The organism is Anaerococcus sp. HMSC068A02, assembly GCF_001811125.1.
Taxonomy (GTDB): Bacteria; Bacillota; Clostridia; order Tissierellales; family Peptoniphilaceae; genus Anaerococcus; species Anaerococcus vaginalis_C.
Genome location: NZ_KV803746.1, coordinates 54,513 through 74,033 on the forward strand (window position 1 = coordinate 54,513; position 19,521 = coordinate 74,033).

Consider the following 19,521-nt stretch of genomic DNA (forward strand, 5'->3'; position numbering starts at 1 on the left):
TAATTTTTTATTTTGAAAATAAGGAGAAAATATGCAAACAAAATACGAACCACAAAAATTTGAAAAAGAAATTTATAAAAAATGGGAAGAAGGTGGATATTTTAAAGCAAGAGTCAATGAAAATAAAAAACCATTTACTATTGTTATGCCACCACCAAATATCACAGGAAAATTACACTTGGGTCATGCCCTAAACAATACAATTCAAGATATTATTATTAGATATAAAAGAATGCAAGGTTATGAAGCTTGTTGGATTCCAGGAACAGATCACGCATCTATTTCGACTGAGGCAAAAGTTGTAGAAAAAATAAAAAACGAAGGAAAATCAAAAGATGAACTTGGTCGTGATAAATTTTTGGAAGAATGTTGGGATTGGACAGAAGAATACGGTGGAACAATCAAAAGACAATTAAGAACTGTAGGAGTTTCTTGCGATTGGGATCGTGATTCTTTTACTATGGATAAAAATCTTACAAGAGCTGTAAGAAAAGTTTTCAAAAAAATGTATGATGAGGGATTAATTTATAGGGGAAATAGAATTGTAAATTGGGATCCTGAAGCAAAAACTGCTCTTTCTGATGCAGAAGTTTATCACAAAGACCAAGAAGGACATTTGTGGTATATAAAATATTTCTTTGAAGATAGCGATGAATTTATAACAATAGCTACAACAAGGCCTGAAACTATGCTTGGAGATTTGGCTGTTGCTGTAAATCCAGAAGACGAAAGGTTTAAAGATAAAATTGGGAAGAATTTAATTTTGCCACTTGTAGGCAGAAAAATTCCTTTGATTGAAGATTCTTATGTTGATATGGAATTTGGTACAGGTTGTGTAAAAATCACTCCATCTCATGACCCTAACGATTTTGAAGTTGGAAAAAGACATAAGCTTGGTCAATGCGTAGTTATTGATGAAGGTGCAAAAATTAAAGAAGGGTATGGAAAATATTCTGGTCTTGATAGGTATGATGCTAGAAAACTAATGATTGAAGATTTAGAAAAAGAAAATCTTTTGGTAAAGACTGAAACAATTGAGCATGCAGTAGGATATAGTGAAAGAACAAATGTTGTAATTGAACCATTAATTTCAAAACAATGGTTTGTTAAAATGGAAGATTTGGCAAAGGATGCAATCGAAGTTTATAAAAATGGAGATTTAAATTTAATCCCAGATTCTTTGGGAAAAACTTATATGAATTGGCTAGAAAATATTAGAGATTGGTGTATTTCTAGACAATTATGGTGGGGACACAGACTTCCGGTTTTCTATACAGAAGATGGGGAAATTATTGTTTCAGAAGAAGATCCTGATGAAAATGGATATTTGGATGGAAAAAAAGTTACTCAAGAAGAAGATACTCTAGATACTTGGTTTTCATCAGCACTTTGGCCTTTTGCAACATTGGGATGGCCGGAAGAAACTGAAGATTATAAATATTTCTTCCCAACAGATATTCTTGTAACAGGTTACGATATTATATTTTTCTGGGTTATAAGAATGGTATTTTCTTCCCTTTACAATACAAATAAAACTCCATTTGACCATGTACTTTTCACAGGTCTAATTAGAGATCCTCAAGGAAGAAAAATGAGTAAATCTCTTGGAAATGGAGTTGATCCTATTGATGTTGTAAATAAATACGGAGCAGATGCTTTAAGATTTACAATAATTACTGGCAATTCTCCTGGAAATGACATGCGCTATGATGAAAAAAGAATTGTAGCAAGCAGAAATTTTGCCAATAAATTGTGGAATGCAACAAGATTTGTATTGATGAACGTTGATGAAAATGATGATATCGAATTTAAAAATTTAGATTTAAGTCTTGAAGATAAGTGGATTTTAAAAAGATTAAATAATGTAGTTGAAGAAGTTTCTAAAAATTTAGATAAATATGAAATCGGACTTGCTGCAAGCAGGATTGAAGATTTTATTTGGGAAGAATTTTGCGATTGGTATATTGAATTTGCCAAGGAAAGATTAAATTCTGATGATGAAAATAAAAAAGCTACAGTTAAAAAAGTTTTGCTTTATGTTTTAAAAGATATGATTTCACTTCTTCATCCATTTATGCCATTTATTACTGAAGAAATTTATAAGCAATTGCCAAATAAAAAAGATATGCTTATAGTTGAATCTTGGCCACAAGTTAGGGATGATTTTAATTTTGATGATGAGGCAAGAGTTGTTGATGGAGCAATTGAGGCTATAAAAGCTATAAGAAATCAAAGACAAAGTTTAAATCTTGGATCAAAAATAAGACAAGATTTAATAATTTACTCATCTGATGAAAATACTAGAAAATTCTTAGATATTTTAAAGGGACAATTTGTAAATCTTTCAAAATCTGGAGAGATTTCAATTATAAGCGAAGATAAAGAAGTTGAAGATGCGGTTAGTTTGATTTTCAATGATTTTAAAATTTATATTCCTTTGAAAAATTTAATTGATTATGATAAGGAAAGAAAAAGATTAAAAGATGAAATCAAAAAATTAGAATCTGAAATAAAAAGAGCAGAAGGAAAACTCAACAATCAAGGCTTTGTTTCAAAAGCACCAGAAGCAGTTGTAAATGAAGAACGTGAAAAATTAGAAAAATATAAAGACTTACTTGTAAAAACTCAAGAATCTTACAAGGAAATAGAAGATAAATAATGTATAAAGATTTTGCTTATATTTACGATAAATTATCCTTTGACCTTGATTATGAAAAATATGCAAATAATATCAAGAATTTAGTCGGACAAAATAATATAAAAAAAGAAAAAATGTTAGAGTTAGCATGCGGAACGGGCATGCTAACCAATCATTTTTTTGATTTTTTTGAAAAAATTGACGCCTTAGACTTATCAAAATCTATGCTTGAAGTTTTTTCGAAAAAATTTCAAGAAGAAAATGTATCTTTGTATAATTATAATATGGTAAATTTTCAAAATGAAAATTCCTATGATTTAATTGTGATTTTGCTTGACTCTATAAATTATATTTTGGAAGAAAAAGATTTGAAAAAATTAATAGAAAATTCTTATAAAAATTTGAAAAAGGATGGACTTTTGATTTTTGATATAAATTCAGAATATAAAATGGAAGAAGTTTTTGGCTCAAAATCTTATATTTATGAGTATGAAGATATTTTTTATACTTGGGATAATATTAAAGATGGCGATATAATTGATATGGAATTAAACTTTTTTGTTGAAAATGATGACGGAACTTACCAAAGAATAATTGAAAATCAAGTTGAAAGAATTTATTCTGTAGATTTTATGAAAAAAATTTTAAAAGAAAATAATTTTTGTGAAATTGAAATTTTTGATGAAGATACAATGCAAGAAATCAAAGATGATACTTTGAGAATTTTGTTTAAGGCTAAAAAGGAGTGAATATGGAAGGAAAAGTTAAATTTTTTGATGAAAAAAAAGGATTTGGTTTTATAGAATCAGAAAGTGGCGACTATTTTTTCCATTATTCTGAAATAATTTCTGACAAAGAATATAAAACTATAGAAAATGGTGCAAGGGTTGAATTTGATGTGAAAGATTTGGGCAGGGGAGATACTGCCTTTAATGTAAAAAAAAGGAGTTAAGATGAAATATTTTATTTTGATTTTGTTTTTGATTTTTCTTCCTCAAATTTATTATTTGTATAGGAAAAAAACTTATCTTGATTTAAAAAATGGTTCAAGATTTTTTATCAAAGAAGAAAGTATGATTAATGACAATAGGTGTAAGGTGGTTTTGACAAATTCTGATGGTTTTGATATTTATGCTAACCGTTTTGATGTTGAAAATCCAAAAGCTGTTGTTCAAATTGTTCATGGTATGCTTGAACATTCACTTAATTATTTGCATTTTGTCAAATTTTTAAATGAGAGAGGATATGCTGTTATCATTTCTGATAATAGGGGACATGGAAAATCTATTTCTGAAAATCATCCTTCTGGATTTATTAAGGAAAAAGATGAGCTTGTTGACGATCAATATGTCATAAATAAATATATTAAAATGTATTACAAGGACAAAAAAATTTATATGATAGGTCATTCTATGGGATCTTTGATTTGTAGAAATTATTTGCAAAAATATGATTATACAATTGATAAATTAGTTTTGACAGGAACTGTAGCTTATATTCCAATAGCAAGTCTTGGAATTTTTATTGGAAATATTGTAACATTTTATTTGGGAGAAAAAAGAAAATCTAAAATTCTTGATAAACTTTCTGGAATTTCATCAAAAGATCCATCTTGGATTTCCTATAATGAAGAAAATGTAAGGATTAAAAATAATGACCCAATGCGCCTTGATGGATTTTTGGCAAGAAGTAATGTTTGCCTGTTTACTCTTGTAAATAATTTAAACAAGAAAAATAAATTTAAGCTAAAAAATAAAAATTTACAAATAGCTTCATTTAATGGAGTTGATGATGACGTTACTGGTGGAGATAAGGGACTATTGAATACAAAAAATATTTTATCTTCTATTGGTTACGAAAATTTATATTTCAAAACTTACGATCACATGAAACATGAAGTTCTAAATGAAGATGAAAGATTTGAAGTTTTTGAAGATATAGATATGTTTTTTAAAAAATGAGTTTAGGCTCATTTTTTTAATGTGATACAAAAAAATGATTTTTAAATAAGGAAATAAAATGATTGAAGAAGAGCTTATTAGATTAAGAAGACATTTTCACAAATATGCCGAGCCTGCTTGGATGGAATTTTTGACTACTGCAAAAATTATTGAAGAGTTGAAAAATTATAATCTCGACCTTTATTATGGAAAAGAAATTTATTTCAATAAAAGAATGGGACTTCCAGAAAAATCAATCCTAGAGTCTTATAAAAATTCAATTTCTATTTCAAATATTGACAAAAAGGAAGAAATTTTGGATTCTTACACAGGTCTTATTGCTGTTTTGGATACGAAAAAAATTGGACCAAATATTGGCTTTAGGTTTGATATAGATGCAAATGAACTTTGCGAAAGCAATTCACTTGGACATCTGCCAAATATTTTAAATTTTTCATCAAAAAATTCTTTTGCTATGCACGCTTGCGGTCACGATGCTCACATGTCAATTGGAATTGAGCTTGCAAAAATTCTTGCATCAAATATAAATAAATTAAAAGGAAAAATTATTTTTATTTTTCAACCAGCAGAAGAAGGAGTAAGAGGAGCTTATTCTCTAATGAATAATCCTATTATAGATAAACTTGATTATTTGGCTGGCATGCATATTGGAATGGATGTAAAAAGTGGAGAAGTTGGAGTAGGAAGTCATGGCTTTCTTGCTACAAAAAAAATTGATATTATTTTTAAGGGCAAGGCATCTCATGCTGGAGCAAGTCCCGAAAAAGGTCACAATGCACTTTTGGCTGCATCAAGTGCAGTTTTAAATTTTAATAGCCTTGCTCAACATTCTATGGGAGAGGCAAGAATTAATGTTGGAAAATTAAATGCAGGAAGTGGAAGAAATATAATAGCTAATAAGGCGAAAATCGAAATGGAGATTAGGGGAGAAAATGAAAATATAATTTCTTATTTATACGATGGAGTAAATAGAATCGTTGAAGGCTCAGCTATCTCTTATGATTGTTCTTATGAAATAGAAATAAAGGGACAAGCTCCATCACTTATTTCTTATGATGAAGAATTTATAAAAAATCTTAGAAATTTTTATAAAGAAAAATCCTACAAACTTGTAGATGCAAATTTGAAAGGCTCAGAAGATATTGCTTATTTATTAAATGAAGTGAGAAAAGCTGGTGGCAAGACAGTTCATTTTATCTTAGGCTCAAATTTAAAAGACAGCCATCACAGCGAAGAATTTGATATTAACGAAAAAGATATGCTAAGAGGAGTCGACCTAATGGTAGATTTTGTAAAATATATTGAAAAAATTGATAAGATTGATTATGAAAGGATAGAAAATGAAAATTTTGCTTACAGGATTTGATCCTTTTGATAAAGACAAAATAAATCCATCAATTGAACTTGTTAAAAAAGTTGAAGAAAAAATTGAGGGCGCCCAAATTTTTAAAATAGAAATACCAACAGTTTTCAAAAAATCTGGAGAAATTTTGGAAGAAAATATTAAAAAAATAAGTCCGGATGTAATTTTGTGTATTGGGCAAGCTGGTGGAAGAAGTGCGATTTCTGTTGAAAGAATTGCAATAAATATTGATGATGCAAGAATAGCTGATAATGATGGTAAAAAACCGATTGATGAAAAAATAAGAATTGACGGAGAAAATGCTTATTTTTCAAATCTTCCAATTAAAAAAATTGTAGAAGAGATAAAAAAAGAAAATATTCCAGCAGAAATTTCAAACTCAGCAGGAACTTTTGTATGTAATCATTTGATGTATGAAGCCTTGTATTTGGCAAAAAAATATAAAAATATAAGGGCAGGATTTATTCATATTCCATATTTGCCAGAACAAGTTTTAAATAAAGCGAACACGCCTTCAATGGATTTGGAAAATTCTTTAAAGGCAATAAATATTGCCATAAAAACCATAATAAACCATGATGGAGAAGATTTAAAAATTTCTGGTGGAAAAATTTCATAATTTTTTTAAAAAAGCAAGTTTTGTACTTGCTTATTTTTTTGTTATAATGAAAAAGATTAGTGATAAAATAAATAATATTATTAATAAAATAAATATAAATTTTCTTAAAGGAGCTTTTATGAAACTTGAAATAAAAAATCTTTCCAAAAGATTTGGCAAAAAAGAAGTTTTAAAAAATATAGATTACACTTTTGACCAAGGAGTCGTTTATGCTCTTTTGGGAAGAAATGGTGCAGGGAAAACTACACTTTTTTCTTTAATTAGTGAGCAAATTAAAAAGGATTCTGGAAATATTTATCTTCTTGATGAAAATGAAAAGAAAGAACTTGATTTTAGGGATGTATTTTTTATGGTGGCAGAGCCAGATCTTCCAAAATTTCTTACAGGGCGAGAATTTATAAAATTTTTTGTAGAGGCAAACAAAGAAATTATAAAAGATTTTAAGTCTGTCGAAGAATATTTTTCTCTTGTGGATTTTGACATGGAAGATGCTGATAGATTAATTCAAGATTATTCAACAGGAATGAAAAACAAACTTCAAATGCTTATGTTTTTGATTTTAAGACCAAAGGTAATTTTGATGGATGAGCCGCTTACAAGTCTTGATGTAGTTGTTCAACTTGAAATGAAAAAAATAATTAGAGATATTCACAAGGACCATATAATTATTTTTTCAACCCATATTCTACAACTTGCAAAAGATATTTGTGATGACATTGTCCTTCTCCATGATAAAAATTTACAAAAAGTTGATAAGATGGTTTCAGAAGATAAGGATTTTGAAGATAAAATAATAAAGCTTTTGACAAGTAAAAATGTTGAAAATATTGAAATAAATTTAGATGATGAAAATTTGGGTGATAAAGATGAGTAGATATTTTTCAAAATTTCTTTTAATTGAAAGAATAAAGATCACCAAAGTTTTTAATGGAATGGTTTATGGAATAAGAAAAATTCCAATAATTGGAAAGCACTTGGGAGATAAGTATTATTTTTATGATTTAAAAGAAATTGTAAATACATTTGTTCCGATTTTTTCTATAATTTGGCAATTTATCAAATCGATTTTAACTTTTGGATTTGCAATAATAATTTCAAGGACTATGTTAAAATTTTTATTTGAAATTTCTGATAAATCTTCCTTATTTTTTAGGGAAAATTTTGATTTAAGTCTGGGAGCAGTTCTTCTAACTTGTATTCCTTTTGTTTTTTATATAAGTAATATGATTACATCATCAATGCTAACAGATAATGGAAATGTATTTTCAGATTTAAGTAAAAATTTTAATTTTTTTCCAAATGATTTGGCGCACATATTTTTGTATTTACAGCCATTTTTAATTTTTATTGGAAGAACTTTGGGATTTGTGATTTTTGGTAAAATTTTTGCAAATATAAATCCTATTTACACATTTTTATTTAGTCTTGGTATTTATTTTTATAATATAAATATTACAGGATTTTGGACAAAAATATATGAAAAAAGAGAAAAATCATTTTTTGAAGATAGACCATTTTTACAAATCATTTTGATTATAATTATAGATTTGCTAATAAGTTTGTTAGTTTTAATTATAAAACTTGATTTTAAAGTTTTAAGCCTAGGATTTTTCTTTATAAATTTAATTTTATTTCCATTTACAGTGAAATATTTTAAAAATTTCAAGGGATATGACAAAATAATCGAAAAAACAATAAATGTATATAAAATTGCGGTTAAAGATGCGAAAAATATTCAAGATGGTGTAGTAAAAATTGAAAATAAAGATATAAATAAAAAGGAAAAGATTAAAGGCGAAGGCTTTGTGTATTTAAATAATTTGTTTTTTAAAAGACACAAAAAACATCTTTTAAAGCCAACTTTAATAAAAAGTGGAATTTTTCTTATTTTAGGAATTGGTGGATTTTTATTTGCATCAAGCCTTACAATGAAGGCAAAAGAAATTTATAAAATCTTAATATTTATAATTCCAATAATATCATATATTTTATTTAAACAAGATATAATACTAATGGCATTTTATAAAAATTGTGACTCTTCACTTTTGTATTACAATTTTTATAGGGAAGATAAGAATTTGTTGAAAATGTTTTGGCTAAGATTTAATTCAGTTTTTAAACTTATGTCAATTCCTATGGGAGCTATGTTTATAATTTATATTGGTTTTGCAACAAAATTTTTGACAAAAACTGATTTAAATTTAACATTACCAATTTATTATATCTTGTTAAATGCGATATTTTTTACAGTTTTGCCCTTGTTTCAATATTATATAATCCAACCCTTTGACAAGGAAGGAAAACAAAAATCTGTAGTCTTAGTTTTGATGAACATGTTTTTGTATTATATATTTATATTTGGTCTTCCAGCTTTGGCAACAAAAATTGGAGAGATTAAATTTATGTTAATAATTTCGATTTTTATTCTTGTCTTTGTAGGACTTGCAAGTTTTTTAATATATAAATTTGCTCCAAAAACTTTTAAAATTAAACAATAAAAAAGACCTTGAATGGTCTTTTTATTTGTTTTCTTCTATATATTCAACTTTTTCCTTTTGCATTATTGAATCAGGAATCATTTTGCTTGTTACATATATTAAAAATGGAAGAACAATAGCATCATCCAAAATTCCGATTGCTGGTATCACATCATTTATAATATCAGCAGGGATTATTGCGTAAGCAATTGCTCCAAGTCCCAAAATTTTTGCAAGTTTTGGAGTTTCTTTATTTCTCATTGCCTTAAAATAGACTGGTATGAAATTTTTGATTTTTGTAAATTTATTTATCATTATTTATCCCTTACTTTCTTTTTTTTAAAATAAAATATAAATTAATCCTATCTTCATTTTAATTATACTTCAAAATCATCACTTGTAAATTAATAATATTAATATAGAATTTTAAATAAATCCTACAAGAATAGTATATTATGATTTTTTTAAATTTCAAGTTATAATATATAAAAGGAGTAAATATGACATTAAAAGTTATTGATATAGATATTTTGAAATTAAATGTAGATGCAATTGTAAATGCTGCGAACGTGGACTTGATTGAAGGTGGAGGGATTTGTGGGCAAATTTTTGAAAAAGCAGGAAGAGAAAAGTTAAAAAAAGCTTGTCAAAAATTATCCCCAATTAAACCAGGCGAGGCTGTAATTACAGATGGATTTAATCTTTATCAAAAATATATAATCCATGCAGTAGGCCCTGTTTATAATGAAATGTATAAGGAAGCTTGTCAAAAAATCCTTCAAGATGCCTACAAAAATTCTTTAAATATTGCCAAGAAAAAAGGAATAAAGTCTATAGCTTTTCCCTTAATTTCATCTGGAATTTATGGCTATCCTGACAAAGATGCTTTTATGATTGCAAAAAATACAATTGATGAATTTTTAAAAAATAACGAAATGGAAGTTTACCTATCAACTTATGGGAAAAATATTTTATCTTTAATTATGGGATAAGGAAAGTTATTTATTTCATTTTTGAAAAATAAAAAAATGCCGATAAAATTAAATATTTTTACAAAAAAAGAATTAGCCTTTTGCCTAAGAGCTAATTCTTTTTTGTTTATAAACATTCAATTCAATCATAAAATAATTGTTTTAAACTTATATTATACAAGTATAACTTTGATTCCTAAACTTTCGGCATATTCTAAAATACTTCTTGGCATAGAACTATCTGTTATCAGAATATCTATATTTTCTATTGTTCCGATTTTAAAATTTGCTGTTTTTGAAAATTTGCTTGAATCGCATACCAAAATATTTTTGCTTGTAGATTCATTTATCATGTATTGGTTTATTTCAACTTCATCTATAACTGACGTAGTTAATTCTCCGCTTTCGGATACACCAGAAATTCCTAGGATTGAAATATCTGATGCGACAGTTTTGAGATTATTTAAAGCAAAAGTACCAGTAAGTGCGTTTTTTGGATAAGAAACCCTGCCACCAGTTAAAATCACATTTACTAAAGGGTCTATATCAATATAAGATGCTTTTGCGTTATTTGTTATAACATTTATCCTTTTATTTTTGAGATATTTTAAAACTCCTAGGGCTGTCGATGATGAATTTATAAAAATATCATCATTTTCTTTTATAAAATCCGCGCATTTTTTTGCGATTTTTTCTTTGTTATTTTCAATAGTTAGATTTTTACAGCTGTTTGATTCGTTATATTCTGCTCCTCCATAAAATCTTTCTATTTTTCCTATTGATTGAAGATAATCCAAATCTCTTCTTATTGTTATTTCTGAAACTTTAAATATTTCGACAAGCTCATTTGTTTTTGCTTGTTTATTATCCTTTATAAATTTTAATATATTATTTCTTCTGTTATTTACGATTGTTTTTTTTATTTTCATAACTACCTCTCTTTAAATGATAACCTATACGTACAAAAAAATCAAAAGAATCTATTAATTTAATTAAAATTTTTAAAAAAACCTTTCTAAATTATAAAAAAATCAAATAACGAAATAAACAATCGTAAAATATATGCAAAAATGTGTTTTTTATGCTTGACCGTTCAAAATAATTATTATATTATAATATCAAAGAAAAAAAGAAAATGAAAAATTGGAGGTATTAATGAGCAAAGTTGACGAAATCACAAGAGAAAATTGGATTTTAAATGCTTTTCCAGAATGGGGAACGTGGCTAAATGAAGAAATTGATGAAGAAGTTGTAGAAAAAGGCACATTTGCTATGTGGTGGATAGGATGTACTGGTATTTGGTTTAAAACTGAAAATAATACTAACATAGCTGTGGATCTTTGGTTTGGTAATGGGAAGAGAACAAAAAAAGTTAAAGAGATGCAACCATATCATCAAATGAGAAATATGACTGGTGGAAAAGCTCTTCAACCAAATTTAAGAGCAAATCCAATTGTCTTTGATCCTTTTGCTGTTAAAAATGTTGATGCAGTTTTATCTACTCATTATCATAATGATCATATTGATCCTTTCTTTGCTGCAGCAGTTTTGAAAAATTGTCCAGAAGATGTTCCTTTTATAGGTCCTGAAGAATCTGTAAAAAAATGGTTGTCTTATGGTGTTCCAGAAGAAAGATGCAAAATGGTTAAACCAGGAGATGAAATTAAAATTAAAGATACTACTATAGTTGTTTTGGACAGTTTTGATAGAACTTGTTTGGTTACTACTGAAGTAGGAGAAGATATTGAAGGAGTTTGTCCTACAAATATGGATCAAAAGGCTGTAAATTATTTAATAAAAATGCCAGCTGGTAGCGTATATCATACAGGTGATTCTCATTTTTCAATTGGTTTTGCAGAAGTTGGAAAAAAATATGACGTAGATATTGCGTTTGGTTCTTATGGAGATAATCCTGTTGGGAATCAAGATAAGATGACTTCAATTGATATTTTAAGAATGGCAGAATCAGTAGGATGTGAAGTTGTAATTCCAATTCACTATGATGTTTGGACTAACTTCAAAGCTGATCCTAAAGAAATAAAATATTTATGGCAATATAGAAAAGATAGGTCAAAATATAAATTCCATCCATATATTTGGGATGTAGGTGGCAAATACGTATGGCCTAAGATGAAAGATGAATTAGAATTTAGATATAGACCTGGATTTGAAGATGCGTTTGATAATGAAAGGAATGTTCCTTTTAAATCTATTTTGTAAAATAATAAGTGCTGTCAAATTTTTGGCAGCGCCTACATATAAGTGAGGATAATAATGATTAGTGAAATTATTGAAAAGGGTTTATTTGATTTTTATGATAAAATCGATACCTGGCAAGATGCTATTATAAAATCTTGTAATAAGCTAGTGGAAAAGGATATTGTGGATGATTCTTATGCTAAACAAGTTATAGAAACAGTTGAAAAATATGGGCCATACATAGTTTTAATTCCTGGAGTTGCCATGCCACATTGTCAAGAATGTGCCGATGGAGTAAAAGATACCGCTGTGGCTTTTATGAAAGTAGAAGCTCCAGTTGTATTTGATGAAAATGATAGGGATAAGGATGCGAAAATATTTTTTACAATAGCAAGTGAAAATAATGAAAAACATTTGGAAAATATAGCACAACTTTCTGATATTTTGTGTGATGAAGAAATAGTAGAAGCTTTTAATCAAGCTAAGAACGTAGATGATTTAATAAAAATTTCAAAAAAATATAATATTTAGGAGAAAAATATGGATATAATTTTAAGTATTTTAAATGGATTTGTAAAAAATATTCTCACAAAACCAGCGTTTTTCATAGGATTTTTGGTTTTGATTGGTTATTTATTGGATGGAAAAAAATGGTATGAAGCATTGGCTGGTTTTATTAAAGCTACTGTAGGATATATGATTTTGATGGTAGGTTCTGGTGGACTTGTTTCAACTTTTAGACCAATTCTTACAGGACTAAAGGATAGATTTAATATCTCTGCAACTGTAATAGATCCTTATTTTGGACAAAATGCAGTTACTGAAGGTATGGAACACTTAGGTAAATCATTTTCTCAAGTAATGATTTTGTTATTAGTTGCTTTTATTGTAAATATTATTTTGGTAAGATTAAAAAATATTACAAAAATGAGAGCTGTTTTTACAACAGGACACGTACAAATGCAACAAGCTGCAACAGCTTTTTGGTTAATAGTTTTTTGTTTTCCAAAGTTAGGACAAACTCCTATACTTGTTATAATGGCAATTCTTTTAGGACTTTATTGGGCTGTTGGTAGTAACTTAACTGTTGAAGATACACAACGCTTAACTGATGGGGCTGGTTTTTGTATAGCTCACCAACAAATGTTTGGTATTAGACTTGCTTGCTGGTTAAGTGATAAATTATTTGCTAATAAAAAAGATCAAAGTAAAGATATTGATGATATAGAACTTCCTGGATTTTTGTCAATTTTCAATGAAAATATGGTAGCAACTGCTATACTAATGACTTTATTCTTTGGAATAATCCAAGGTGTTTTGGGAAAAGAATATTTAGTAGCTCAAGAAGCTTTAACAATGGAGGATAATTTCTTCTTCTATATACTTCAATCATCATTTAGTTTTGCTGTAAATTTAGCAATTTTACAATTAGGAGTTAGAACTTTCGTTGGAGAGTTGACTGCATCATTTGATGGAATTCAAAATAAACTTTTACCAGGAGCTCTTCCAGGAATAGACTGTGCTGCAGTTTTCGGATTCGGTGCAGCAAATGCTGTTACAATTGGATTTATGTTTGGTGCTTTAGGTCAATTTTTAGCAATAGCAATCCTATTTTTACTAAAATCTCCTACATTAATAATTGCAGGATTTGTACCTTTATTTTTTGATAATGCCGTAATTGGGGTATATGCTAATAATAGAGGAGGATATAAAGCAGCTTTCTTGATGCCATTTATATCAGGACTTATTCAAGTATTTGGCTCTGCTTTTATAGCAACATATACAGGACTTGCTCAATATGGTGGATACTTAGGAATGTTCGACTGGGCAACAGTATGGCCAGCATTTACAGTATTGATTAATAACATCCAATATGTTGGTGTAGCAATAGTAGCAATTTTCTTGATAGTTATACCTCAACTTCAATACAAAAAGAACAAAAAAGGTTATTTCATGATAACTGAAGATTACGAAAAGTACAAAGAAACAATTGAAAACAAATAGGAGGAAAAAATGAAAGTAATAGTAGCGTGTGCAAATGGAGCTGGAACTTCTTTAATGATGATGAATAAAATCAAACAAGCATTTAAAGAGTTAGATTATAAAGGAAAACTTGATATATCTCATTGCTCCTTGTCAGAAGGAAAATCTACAGGTAGAAATGCTGATGTTATATTCTGTGCTATTAATTTTACCAAAGATTTTGATGCATTAAAATCAAAAGGTGTTGAAATAATTGGAATGAAAAATATTCTTTCTAAAGATGAAGCTATTGAAAAGATTAAAGAACATAATCTTTTAGAAAAATAAGTTGGTTAAAATGTTAGAAGATATAAAAGAAAGGGTCTACAAGGCAAATTTATTATTGCCAAAATATGATCTAGTTAAATTTACTTGGGGAAATGTTTCAGAAATCACTCCAGATAGAAAATATGTTGTAATAAAACCATCTGGCGTTGATTATGATAGCATGAAAGCAAGTGATATGGTTGTTGTTGATTTAGATGGAAATATCGTAGAAGGTAATTTAAAACCTTCTAGCGATACTCCAACACATCTTGAACTTTATAAAAAGTATAAAGAAATTGGTGGTATAACTCATACTCATTCAAGATGGGCAACAATTATGTCACAAGCAAAGCTTGATATAAAAGCTATGGGAACAACTCATGCAGATTATTTTTACGGAAGTATTCCTGTAACAAGAGATATGAAAAAAGAAGAAATCAAAAATGACTACGAAAAAAATACTGGTCTTGTAATAATAGAATGTTTTGAAGAAAAAAATATTTCTCCAAAAGATGTGCCAGCTGTGTTGGTAGCAAATCATGGCCCATTTGTATTTGGAAAAGATGCAAATGATTCAGTATTTCATTCAGTAGTTTTAGAAGAAGTTGCTTTTATGAATTGGCACTTAGTTTCTCTTGGAAAAAATGAATCTATGAGTGATAATCTTCTTGATAAACATTACCTAAGAAAACATGGAAAAGATGCTTATTATGGACAAAATTAATCTTGGAATATATGAAAAGGCTCTGCCAAATAGATTAGATATAAATGAAAAGTTAAAACTTGCAAAAAAAATAGGATTTAATCAGTTAGAAATTAGTATAGATGAGTCAGATGAAAAATTAAATAGGCTTACAAATGGTTTTTCCAAAAAACTTCTAAAGGCACAAATTGATAATGACATGAGAGTAAGAACAATGTGTTTATCAGGTCATAGAAAGTATCCTTTTGGTTCAAATGACGAGAAAATTAGAAAAAAAAGCCTTGATATTATGCAAAAAGCTTTAGAGTTTGCTGACATTAATTCTATAAAAATAATTCAGCTTGCAGGCTATGATGTTTATTATGAAAAATCAAATGACGAAACGAAAAAATATTTTATAGAAAATTTATTTAAAGCGGTGGACTTTGCATCAAAATATGGAGTTATACTTGCTTTTGAAACCATGGAAACAGAATTTATGGATACTGTAGAAAAAGCTATGGAATATGTTAATCTTGTTGATAGTCCATATCTTGGAATATATCCAGATATTGGCAACTTAAAAAACGCATCTGTAAAATATAATAAGGATGTTGTTGAAGATATAAAAAAAGGCAAGGGACATATTTTTGCAGCACACCTTAAAGAAACAAATCCTGGAATTTATAGGGATATGCAATTTGGATCTGGTGGTCATACAGAATATGAAAGATGTATAAAAGAATTAAAAAATCAAAAAGTTCAAATCTATACTGGCGAATTTTGGGACCATGGAGAAGAAAATTATAAGGAAATAATAAAAAAATCTTACGAATTTTTAAGTGAAAAACTAAAATAAGGAGAAAGTTATGGCAAAACCAAAACTACAAATAGCGCTTGATAGTCAATCATTAAGTGAAGCTCTAGTTACAGTTAGAGAAGTTGGAGATGTAGTAGATATTTTAGAAGTTGGAACTGTACTTTGCTTGCAAGATGGTATGGAACCTGTAAGAGCAATCAGGGCATTGTATCCAGAAAAAACAATTCTTGCAGATACAAAATGTGCAGATGCTGGAAAAACTGTTGCTAAAAATTGCAAAGATGCAGGTGCTGATTGGATGACTGTTATCTGCTGTGCAACAATACAAACAATGCAAGCGGCTAACAAAGAAATAGACGAACTTCAAGTAGAATTATATGGAGATTGGACATTCGATCAAGCAAAAGATTGGAAAAATATTGGGATAGAACAAGTTGTTTATCATCAATCAAGAGATGCCCTTCTTAGTGGACAAAGCTGGGGAGATAAAGATTTAGATAAAATTAAAAAATTGGTAGAAATGGGCTTTAAGGTTTCAGTTACAGGTGGGCTTGATGTAGATACTCTTGAATTATTTAAGGGGATAGATGTTAATGCTTTTATAGCAGGTAGATCTATAGCAGAAGCTGAAAATCCTAAACAAGCTGCCATTGATTTTAAAAATAAAATAAACGAAATATTTTAATTGTTAGAAGAAAGTTAGGAGTTAAAATGAAATTTTTCTTAGACACAGCAAATATTGAAGAAATAAAAAGAGTAAACGACCTTGGACTTTGCGACGGAGTAACAACAAATCCATCTATTATAAAAAAAGAAGGAAGAGATTTTGAAGAGGTTGTAAAAGAAATTTGTAAGCTTGTAGATGGTCCTGTATCAGCAGAAGTAACAAGCTATGAATGTGAGGGAATGGTTGAACAAGCAAGAGCTTTATCAAAATGGGCAGAAAATATTGTTGTAAAAATTCCTATGACAGAAGAAGGATTGAAAGCAATAAATATTTTGTCAAAAGAAAAAATAAAAACTAACTGTACGCTAATATTTTCTGTATCTCAAGGATTGATGGCTATGAAAGCAGGAGCAACATATATTTCTCCTTTTATGGGAAGAATAGATGATATGGGAGAATCTGGAGCAAAATTAGTAAGTGAATTAAGAGATGTTATAGATATTTACGGATATGATTCACAAATAATTGCAGCAAGCATAAGACATATTGGTCATCTAGAAGAAGCTGCTTTAGCAGGAGCTCACATAGCAACAATCCCAGGAACTTTATTCGAAAAACTATGGTCTCATCCATTGACAGATGCAGGCATAGAATCATTTAAAAAAGATTGGGAAGCTTTCGAAAATCGTTAATTAAAAAATGGCTTTGCACAATGTTTAAAATATTTTGCAAAGCCTTTTTCTTATTCAAAAATAAAATTTACAAATAAAAATATATAAGGAGAATCAATGTTTACAAAAAATGATCAACTAGCAGTTAATGCTATAAGATGTTTGTCCCTTGCTCAAATAGAAAAAGCAAATAGTGGCCATCCTGGACTTCCTATGGGAGCAAGTCCTATGGCTTATGTTTTGCTTAATAAAATTTTAAAGACAAATCCAAAAAATGAAAATTGGTTTGATAGAGATAGGTTTGTTTTATCAGCAGGTCATGGCTCTGCAATGCTTTATTCGCTTTTGCATTTGTCAGGATATGATTTATCAATTGAAGATTTAAAACAATTTAGACAAAAAGGTTCAAAAACTCCAGGGCATCCAGAATATTCACACACCAAAGGAGTTGAGGTTACAACTGGGCCTCTTGGTCAAGGCATAGGTCAAGCTGTAGGTCTTGCTATTGCAGAAAAACACATAGAAGCTCTTTACAATAAAGATGATTTGAAAATTATAGACCATTATACTTATGTTCTTTGTGGAGATGGCGATCTTATGGAGGGGATTTCTTATGAGGCGATGAGCCTTGCAGGACATCTTAACCTAAATAAATTAATCGTTTTATATGATTCAAATGACATTTGTTTAGACGGTAATCTTTCATCATCATTTTCAGAAGATGTTGAGAAAAGAGTTAAGGCACAAAATTGGAATTATTTAAAAGTAGAAGATGGAAATAATCTTGAAGAAATTTATAAGGCTATAAAAAAAGCAAAAGAAAATCAAAATGGTCCAACATTAATTGAAGTAAAAACTATTATAGGATATGGTTCAAAAAATCAAGGAACAAATAAAGTTCATGGTGCTCCGATAGGAGATGATGATTTTTCTTTAGCCAAAAAAAATTATGGCTGGGAATTTGAAGAGTTTGAAGTGCCAGACGAAGTTTATAAAACTTTTGAAGATGGCATTTTGAAAAATGGTAAAGAAGAAAATAAAAAATGGGATGAAATTCTTAAAAATTATGAGGAAAAATATCCAGAAGATTATAAGGAGTTAATGATAGGCATTAATAGAAAACTTCCTAAAGATTTTATGAAAGATGTAAAAAAATATGATTCATCAATGAAAGCTCTTGCAACAAGAGCATCAAGCGGAGAAATTATTCAAGATCTTTCAAAAATAACACGAAATTTCTGGGGTGGTTCTGCTGATTTATTTTCATCAAACAAGACTGATATAAAAGATGAGAAAAGTTTTAGTGATGAAAATTCTTGTGGAAGAAATATTTTTTATGGAGTTCGTGAATTTGCTATGGCAGCAATTGGAAATGGAATTATTGCCCACGGCGGAAGTTTTCATCATGTGTCAACTTTCTTTGTTTTTGCAGATTATTTGAAAGCTGCAATTAGACTATCAGCTTTATCAGGCCATGCTTTAACTTATGTTTTTACACATGATTCAATTGCTGTTGGAGAAGATGGTCCAACTCACGAACCGATTGAACAATTAGCCATGCTAAGATCAATTCCAAATACTATAGTTATAAGACCGGCAGATGCAAATGAAACAAGACTTGCTTGGAAAATTGCCTTAGAAAGTCAAAATACACCAGTAATACTTTCTTTGACAAGACAAAATCTTCCAAATTTAAAACAAACAGAAAATTTAGAAGATATTAATAGGGGAGCTTACGTAATAAAAGATTGTGAAAATCCAGAATTAATTTTAATAGCTACAGGCTCAGAAGTTTCCCTTGCCCTAGAAGTTTCAAAAAAGCTTGAAGAAGAAAATAAAAAAGTAAAAGTTGTATCAATGCCATCAATGGAATTATTTAGGATGCAAGAAGATTCATACAAAAATGAAATTTTACCAAAAAATGTAAAAAAAGTTTCAATAGAAATGGCATCAACATTTGGCTGGAGCGAATTTACCGGAGATGATGGATTAAATATCGGCATAGATAGGTTTGGAATTTCTGGCAAAGGAGAAGAAGTCCAAGAAGAATTAGGATTTTGTGTAGAAAAAATAAAAGATAAAATTACAAATAAATTTTTTAAATAAAAAATACAAAAGATATAAATATAAAGAAACTCATATCAATAATATTATTGATATGAGT

Annotated in this window: 20 protein-coding genes; 18 read left to right on the plus strand and 2 right to left on the minus strand. The window is 28.6% G+C overall.

What is annotated here, in order from left to right; all coding sequences use genetic code 11:
- Positions 1 to 31: 31 nt before the first annotated feature.
- The 8 genes from HMPREF2782_RS03705 (at position 32) to HMPREF2782_RS03740 (ending at position 9,079) form a co-directional block, all read left to right on the plus strand.
- Positions 32 to 2,659, plus strand: coding sequence for a valine--tRNA ligase (locus tag HMPREF2782_RS03705; RefSeq protein WP_070640950.1), 2,628 nt, complete (start codon positions 32 to 34; stop codon positions 2,657 to 2,659).
- Positions 2,659 to 3,387 carry a class I SAM-dependent DNA methyltransferase gene (locus HMPREF2782_RS03710; RefSeq protein ID WP_070640952.1) on the plus strand — a complete coding sequence of 243 codons (729 nt, stop codon included), beginning with the start codon at positions 2,659 to 2,661 and terminating at the stop codon, positions 3,385 to 3,387. The genes HMPREF2782_RS03705 and HMPREF2782_RS03710 overlap by 1 nt, the downstream gene beginning before the upstream one ends.
- 2 nt (positions 3,388 to 3,389) lie before the next feature.
- Complete coding sequence (locus HMPREF2782_RS03715) at positions 3,390 to 3,590, plus strand: cold-shock protein (protein WP_019117441.1); 201 nt, start codon at positions 3,390 to 3,392, stop codon at positions 3,588 to 3,590.
- Position 3,591: 1 nt separating this feature from the next.
- The gene (locus HMPREF2782_RS03720) at positions 3,592 to 4,599 is read left to right on the plus strand and encodes an alpha/beta fold hydrolase (protein WP_070640954.1); all 1,008 of its coding nucleotides are present in this window, start codon (positions 3,592 to 3,594) and stop codon (positions 4,597 to 4,599) included.
- A gap of 58 nt (positions 4,600 to 4,657) precedes the next feature.
- The gene (locus HMPREF2782_RS03725) at positions 4,658 to 5,965 is read left to right on the plus strand and encodes an amidohydrolase (RefSeq protein WP_070640956.1); all 1,308 of its coding nucleotides are present in this window, start codon (positions 4,658 to 4,660) and stop codon (positions 5,963 to 5,965) included.
- Positions 5,940 to 6,581: a pyroglutamyl-peptidase I gene (gene pcp / locus HMPREF2782_RS03730; RefSeq protein ID WP_070640958.1), complete on the plus strand. Its 642-nt coding sequence runs from the start codon at positions 5,940 to 5,942 to the stop codon at positions 6,579 to 6,581. Before HMPREF2782_RS03725 ends, pcp begins: the two co-directional genes overlap by 26 nt.
- Positions 6,582 to 6,699: 118 nt before the next feature.
- Entirely contained in the window at positions 6,700 to 7,455 is a 756-nt protein-coding gene (locus tag HMPREF2782_RS03735; protein WP_186821649.1) for an ABC transporter ATP-binding protein, read from the plus strand.
- Positions 7,448 to 9,079, plus strand: a complete 1,632-nt coding sequence (locus tag HMPREF2782_RS03740; RefSeq protein ID WP_070640962.1) for a hypothetical protein — start codon at positions 7,448 to 7,450, stop codon at positions 9,077 to 9,079. The genes HMPREF2782_RS03735 and HMPREF2782_RS03740 overlap by 8 nt, the downstream gene beginning before the upstream one ends.
- Before the next feature lie 21 nt (positions 9,080 to 9,100).
- On the opposite strand, the gene HMPREF2782_RS03745 is transcribed toward HMPREF2782_RS03740, so the two are convergent.
- Positions 9,101 to 9,373, minus strand: a complete 273-nt coding sequence (locus tag HMPREF2782_RS03745; protein WP_070640964.1) for a YkvA family protein — start codon at positions 9,371 to 9,373, stop codon at positions 9,101 to 9,103.
- Positions 9,374 to 9,558: 185 nt separating this feature from the next.
- Here HMPREF2782_RS03745 and HMPREF2782_RS03750 point away from each other — a divergent pair, with 185 nt between their 5' ends.
- Positions 9,559 to 10,050, plus strand: a complete 492-nt coding sequence (locus HMPREF2782_RS03750) for a macro domain-containing protein (protein ID WP_070640966.1) — start codon at positions 9,559 to 9,561, stop codon at positions 10,048 to 10,050.
- A 152-nt stretch (positions 10,051 to 10,202) separates the two neighbouring features.
- On the opposite strand, the gene HMPREF2782_RS03755 is transcribed toward HMPREF2782_RS03750, so the two are convergent.
- Positions 10,203 to 10,958, minus strand: a complete 756-nt coding sequence (locus HMPREF2782_RS03755; protein WP_004839088.1) for a DeoR/GlpR family DNA-binding transcription regulator — start codon at positions 10,956 to 10,958, stop codon at positions 10,203 to 10,205.
- Positions 10,959 to 11,184: 226 nt separating this feature from the next.
- Between HMPREF2782_RS03755 and ulaG the strand changes: the two genes are divergently transcribed.
- The 9 genes from ulaG (at position 11,185) to tkt (ending at position 19,463) form a co-directional block, all read left to right on the plus strand.
- Positions 11,185 to 12,249 (plus strand): L-ascorbate 6-phosphate lactonase, encoded by a 1,065-nt coding sequence (gene ulaG / locus HMPREF2782_RS03760; protein WP_004839087.1) that lies wholly within the window; start codon positions 11,185 to 11,187, stop codon positions 12,247 to 12,249.
- 54 nt (positions 12,250 to 12,303) lie between these two features.
- On the plus strand, positions 12,304 to 12,759 hold the full coding sequence (locus tag HMPREF2782_RS03765; protein WP_070640968.1) for a PTS sugar transporter subunit IIA: 456 nt from the start codon (positions 12,304 to 12,306) through the stop codon (positions 12,757 to 12,759).
- A 9-nt stretch (positions 12,760 to 12,768) separates the two neighbouring features.
- The gene (locus HMPREF2782_RS03770; RefSeq protein ID WP_004839085.1) at positions 12,769 to 14,232 is read left to right on the plus strand and encodes a PTS ascorbate transporter subunit IIC; all 1,464 of its coding nucleotides are present in this window, start codon (positions 12,769 to 12,771) and stop codon (positions 14,230 to 14,232) included.
- Positions 14,233 to 14,241: 9 nt separating this feature from the next.
- A complete protein-coding gene (locus HMPREF2782_RS03775; RefSeq protein ID WP_004839084.1) occupies positions 14,242 to 14,538 on the plus strand; it encodes a PTS sugar transporter subunit IIB in 297 nt (98 codons plus the stop codon).
- A gap of 10 nt (positions 14,539 to 14,548) precedes the next feature.
- Entirely contained in the window at positions 14,549 to 15,241 is a 693-nt protein-coding gene (locus HMPREF2782_RS03780) for an L-ribulose-5-phosphate 4-epimerase (protein ID WP_070606041.1), read from the plus strand.
- The gene (locus HMPREF2782_RS03785) at positions 15,228 to 16,058 is read left to right on the plus strand and encodes an L-ribulose-5-phosphate 3-epimerase (RefSeq protein WP_186821650.1); all 831 of its coding nucleotides are present in this window, start codon (positions 15,228 to 15,230) and stop codon (positions 16,056 to 16,058) included. The genes HMPREF2782_RS03780 and HMPREF2782_RS03785 overlap by 14 nt, the downstream gene beginning before the upstream one ends.
- A gap of 10 nt (positions 16,059 to 16,068) precedes the next feature.
- Positions 16,069 to 16,704 carry a 3-keto-L-gulonate-6-phosphate decarboxylase UlaD gene (locus tag HMPREF2782_RS03790; protein WP_070640972.1) on the plus strand — a complete coding sequence of 212 codons (636 nt, stop codon included), beginning with the start codon at positions 16,069 to 16,071 and terminating at the stop codon, positions 16,702 to 16,704.
- A 26-nt stretch (positions 16,705 to 16,730) separates the two neighbouring features.
- Positions 16,731 to 17,378, plus strand: a complete 648-nt coding sequence (fsa, locus tag HMPREF2782_RS03795) for a fructose-6-phosphate aldolase (protein ID WP_004839080.1) — start codon at positions 16,731 to 16,733, stop codon at positions 17,376 to 17,378.
- A gap of 96 nt (positions 17,379 to 17,474) precedes the next feature.
- Positions 17,475 to 19,463 carry a transketolase gene (gene tkt / locus HMPREF2782_RS03800; RefSeq protein ID WP_070640974.1) on the plus strand — a complete coding sequence of 663 codons (1,989 nt, stop codon included), beginning with the start codon at positions 17,475 to 17,477 and terminating at the stop codon, positions 19,461 to 19,463.
- The last annotated feature ends 58 nt before the right edge of the window (positions 19,464 to 19,521 follow it).

Coding starts and splice junctions, on each gene's coding strand:
- HMPREF2782_RS03705 (WP_070640950.1), top strand. CDS start 32: ATGCAAACAAAATACGAACCACAAAAATTTGAAAAAGAAATTTATAAA.
- HMPREF2782_RS03710 (WP_070640952.1), top strand. CDS start 2,659: ATGTATAAAGATTTTGCTTATATTTACGATAAATTATCCTTTGACCTT.
- HMPREF2782_RS03715 (WP_019117441.1), top strand. CDS start 3,390: ATGGAAGGAAAAGTTAAATTTTTTGATGAAAAAAAAGGATTTGGTTTT.
- HMPREF2782_RS03720 (WP_070640954.1), top strand. CDS start 3,592: ATGAAATATTTTATTTTGATTTTGTTTTTGATTTTTCTTCCTCAAATT.
- HMPREF2782_RS03725 (WP_070640956.1), top strand. CDS start 4,658: ATGATTGAAGAAGAGCTTATTAGATTAAGAAGACATTTTCACAAATAT.
- pcp (WP_070640958.1), top strand. CDS start 5,940: ATGAAAATTTTGCTTACAGGATTTGATCCTTTTGATAAAGACAAAATA.
- HMPREF2782_RS03735 (WP_186821649.1), top strand. CDS start 6,700: ATGAAACTTGAAATAAAAAATCTTTCCAAAAGATTTGGCAAAAAAGAA.
- HMPREF2782_RS03740 (WP_070640962.1), top strand. CDS start 7,448: ATGAGTAGATATTTTTCAAAATTTCTTTTAATTGAAAGAATAAAGATC.
- HMPREF2782_RS03745 (WP_070640964.1), bottom strand. CDS start 9,373: ATGATAAATAAATTTACAAAAATCAAAAATTTCATACCAGTCTATTTT.
- HMPREF2782_RS03750 (WP_070640966.1), top strand. CDS start 9,559: ATGACATTAAAAGTTATTGATATAGATATTTTGAAATTAAATGTAGAT.
- HMPREF2782_RS03755 (WP_004839088.1), bottom strand. CDS start 10,958: ATGAAAATAAAAAAAACAATCGTAAATAACAGAAGAAATAATATATTA.
- ulaG (WP_004839087.1), top strand. CDS start 11,185: ATGAGCAAAGTTGACGAAATCACAAGAGAAAATTGGATTTTAAATGCT.
- HMPREF2782_RS03765 (WP_070640968.1), top strand. CDS start 12,304: ATGATTAGTGAAATTATTGAAAAGGGTTTATTTGATTTTTATGATAAA.
- HMPREF2782_RS03770 (WP_004839085.1), top strand. CDS start 12,769: ATGGATATAATTTTAAGTATTTTAAATGGATTTGTAAAAAATATTCTC.
- HMPREF2782_RS03775 (WP_004839084.1), top strand. CDS start 14,242: ATGAAAGTAATAGTAGCGTGTGCAAATGGAGCTGGAACTTCTTTAATG.
- HMPREF2782_RS03780 (WP_070606041.1), top strand. CDS start 14,549: ATGTTAGAAGATATAAAAGAAAGGGTCTACAAGGCAAATTTATTATTG.
- HMPREF2782_RS03785 (WP_186821650.1), top strand. CDS start 15,228: ATGGACAAAATTAATCTTGGAATATATGAAAAGGCTCTGCCAAATAGA.
- HMPREF2782_RS03790 (WP_070640972.1), top strand. CDS start 16,069: ATGGCAAAACCAAAACTACAAATAGCGCTTGATAGTCAATCATTAAGT.
- fsa (WP_004839080.1), top strand. CDS start 16,731: ATGAAATTTTTCTTAGACACAGCAAATATTGAAGAAATAAAAAGAGTA.
- tkt (WP_070640974.1), top strand. CDS start 17,475: ATGTTTACAAAAAATGATCAACTAGCAGTTAATGCTATAAGATGTTTG.